The organism is Mycobacterium sp., from assembly GCF_035314665.1.
GTDB lineage: Bacteria > Actinomycetota > Actinomycetes > Mycobacteriales > Mycobacteriaceae > Mycobacterium.
The window spans coordinates 1-3,335 of record NZ_DATFZD010000234.1; the positions used below are offsets into that span (position 1 = coordinate 1).

3 protein-coding genes and 1 pseudogene are annotated in these 3,335 nt (G+C 65.1%); 3 read left to right on the forward strand and 1 reads right to left on the reverse strand.

Annotated features, from left to right (window positions below):
* A partial coding sequence (locus tag VKI00_RS17315; RefSeq protein ID WP_414687230.1) for a helix-turn-helix domain-containing protein occupies positions 1-218 on the reverse strand: 218 nt, incomplete at its 3' end.
* 580 nt (positions 219-798) lie between these two features.
* On the opposite strand from VKI00_RS17315, the pseudogene hisG reads away from it, so the two are divergent.
* The 3 genes and pseudogenes from hisG to VKI00_RS17330 all read left to right on the forward strand — a co-directional run.
* Positions 799-1,269 (forward strand): annotated as a pseudogene (gene hisG, locus VKI00_RS17320) (ATP phosphoribosyltransferase); the annotation flags it as partial.
* A 70-nt stretch (positions 1,270-1,339) separates the two neighbouring features.
* Positions 1,340-1,819, forward strand: a complete 480-nt coding sequence (locus tag VKI00_RS17325) for a DUF4126 family protein (RefSeq protein ID WP_324439480.1) — start codon at positions 1,340-1,342, stop codon at positions 1,817-1,819.
* Entirely contained in the window at positions 1,816-3,186 is a 1,371-nt protein-coding gene (locus VKI00_RS17330) for an FAD-containing oxidoreductase (RefSeq protein WP_324439482.1), read from the forward strand. Before VKI00_RS17325 ends, VKI00_RS17330 begins: the two co-directional genes overlap by 4 nt.
* The last annotated feature ends 149 nt before the right edge of the window (positions 3,187-3,335 follow it).

Sequence of the window (3,335 nt, forward strand, 5' to 3'; positions counted from 1 at the left end):
AGGAACGCGGCTAACACCAGTTCGGCTTTCGACGGCCAGCGGCGGTACATCGTCGCCTTACTGGCGTGGGCGCTCGCCGCGACCGCCTCCAGCGTCAACCTGTCATACCCATGCTGCTGCAGCAGCCGCAACGTCACCGCAAGCAACTCGGCCTCGCGTGGCGACCAAGGGCAGTACGCGGTGGCGGTATCGGAAGTCTGGATCACAGCGACCACCATAAAACGGACAAGGCAGTACAGTCCAGGACCGTACCGTTGCGTCCGCGGGCGAGGCTGATCACCTCGGCCAGCGCCACCGTCCACTGCGTCGATCACTCGGAGCGCGGGATGCGGTCGAAGCGCCCACATCATGATGAACATATCTGGGCTCCGGTGATTCATCTGATGAAAACGGAGACTTCTGTCATGGATAATGAAGCTCATCCACGAATCATGTTGCGCTACAGACCGTTTGAGGACCATGGGCCCTGACGTATTGCTGCAAAAAACACCACCGCGGGCGGTGCCTCGACAGATAGGTGATCCATCGTCATATGACGAAACGGCGGCCGGCACATCCTTCGGTTCTGTGGGCTCAACGACCTTCGGAGAGCGGGTTGGCTCGGTCATCTGAAAAAATGAAACAAATTTGAGACAAAAGCCCGTTGACAACGAATGAGACATCCTGCATCACCGCAGTCAGAGTTTCTCGAGATGACAGACGCAGAAGCGGTACGGGATGTCGATGGTCCGCGTCTGCGTGTGCCTCGGGTGTGCAAACCGACTTGCGTTCTTGCGCTCATAATTATTGTGCTGCAACGAATGTAGGGCCCCGGTGCGGGAACGGCTGGTGCTGGGATTCGTGGCGTCGACCTTCCGCTATGCGGCCCCAGCCGGCCGCACGTGGTCGGATCGGGCCGCACGCTGGGACTGTGCAACTTGGTGGCTTTCGTTGAGCCGCTGTGTGATTCGGAGGCGGTGCTGGTCGAACGCGAAACCGCCTTACGAGGAAACCGCGGCCCCGCGTGACCAGCGCGCCGGTCGGGCGCAGGGCGTCGTGTTCGGTGAGCAGTACCTGATGCTCGACTACGACTGCCCACGAGCGGTACTCGACCGCGCCACCGAGGTGACGCCGGGGCTGGAGTCGCCGGCCACCGCACCACTGGCCGACCCAGGCTGGGTGGCGGTGCGGGCGCTGGTGCCGCGCAAGGGCGTCAACGCGATCATGGACGAGTTGGCCAGCATCGGGGCCAAGGCAATTCTGGCCTCCGACATCAGGTTCTGCCGCTTCTGCACGAAGAGCTACCTGCCTGGGGCGCGGATGCTAGCGTCCCGGGCGGGGGTCGACGCGAGGAGGTCGCATGACGCACGTTCTTATTCTGCTGTTCGCTCTGCTCATCGGGATTGTCGCCGGCTTGCGTGCGTTCACCGCGCCTGCCGTGGTCAGCTGGGCGGCGTTTCTGGACTGGCTCCACGTCGACGGGACATGGGCGTCGTGGATGGGGAACTCGATCACTGTCGGGCTGCTGACCGTTCTGCTGGTCGTCGAGCTGATCACCGACCAGCTGCCAAAAACCTCGAGCCGTAAGACGCCGCAGTTCATCGCGCGGCTCATCAGCGGTGGCTTCTCGGCAGCGGTGATCGGGGCGGCGTGGGCCTTCACGTTCCCCGCGATCGCCGCCGGACTGGTTGGCGCGGTGCTGGGCACCGTGGGCGGTTGTGAGGCCCGCAGGCGGCTGGTTGCCGCCACGGGGGGCCGCGATCTGCCGATTGCGCTCCTCGAAGATGGCGTCGCGGTCGGGGGCGGCTTTCTCATCGCGTATCCGACGAGCACCGTATGACTCCCCGGTTCGACGCGATCGTCGTCGGTGCCGGGCAGGCCGGACCACCGCTGGCCGGACGGTTGACCGACGCCGCCCAGACCGTCGCGGTGGTCGAGCGCAAGCTGATCGGCGGCACCTGCGTCAACACCGGGTGTATTCCCACCAAGACCCTGGTGGCCAGCGCGCATGCGGCCCACCTGGCCAGGCGCGGAGCTGAGTACGGCGTCGGCACCGGGCCGGTGACCGTGGACATGGCCAAGGTCAAGGCGCGCAAAGACGGCATCATGCTCAACGACCGCCACGGCGTCGAGTCGTGGCTTGAAGGGATGAAGGGCTGCACGGTGGTTCGCGGGCACGCGCGTTTCGAGGACCAGCACACCCTGCGCGTCGGCGACGACCTCCTGCAGGCCGACCGGATCTTCCTGAACGTCGGGGCCCGCGCGGTGGCCCCCAACATCTCAGGATTGGCCGACGTCGACTACCTGACCAACGTCGGGATTCTCGAACTCGACACGGTGCCAGAGCATCTGGTCATCATCGGCGGCAGCTACATCGGGCTGGAATTCGCCCAGATGTACCGCCGGTTCGGCGCGGCCGTGACGATTCTGGAACGGGGAGCGCGGCTGGCAGGGCGAGAGGATCCCGATGTGTCAGCGACCATCCAGGCGATCCTGGAGGGCGAAGGCATTGCGGTGCAGTGCAATGCAGACGACATCAGCGTCGCCCGTGACGGCGCCGGTATCGCCGTGACGCCGCGGGCGGGCGCGCCCCGCATCGTCGGTTCGCACCTGCTGGTGGCTGTCGGCCGCCGGCCCAACACCGACGATCTGGGCCTCGATCGGGCCGGCGTGCAAACTAATGCCCGCGGATACATCGTCGTCGACGACCAGTTGCGCACCAACGTCGAGCACATCTGGGCGATGGGCGACTGCAACGGCCGCGGCGCGTTCACCCACACGTCCTACAACGACTTCGAGATCGTCGCGGCCAACCTGCTCGATGACGATCCACGCAAGGTCAGCGACCGGATCACCACCTACGCGCTGTACATCGACCCGCCGCTGGGCCGGGCCGGGCAGACCGTCGAGGAGGTACGCAAGTCCGGCCGCAAGGCACTGCTGGGCTTCCGCCCGATGACCCGCGTGGGCCGGGCCGTGGAAAAGGGTGAGACGCAAGGATTCATGAAGGTCGTCGTCGACGCGGAGACCGACAAGATCCTCGGCGCGGCGATCTTCGGGGTGGGCGGCGACGAGGTGGTCCACGAGATTCTGGACATCATGTCCGCCGGGGCGCCCTACACCACGCTGTCACGCACGATGCACATCCACCCGACCGTCAGCGAGTTGGTGCCGACGATGCTTCAGGAGATGAAACCCCTGGCATAGCGGACACGGCACCGATGATGGCTTGGTGTCAGCCATTCTCCGCGATCCACACCGTGGTGAAGCGAAGTATTGCAGGGATCTGTTCGGCCAGCAGGCCACCGACATAGGTCTCGATGTTGCTGCCGATCAACGGGACCCTTACCTCCACG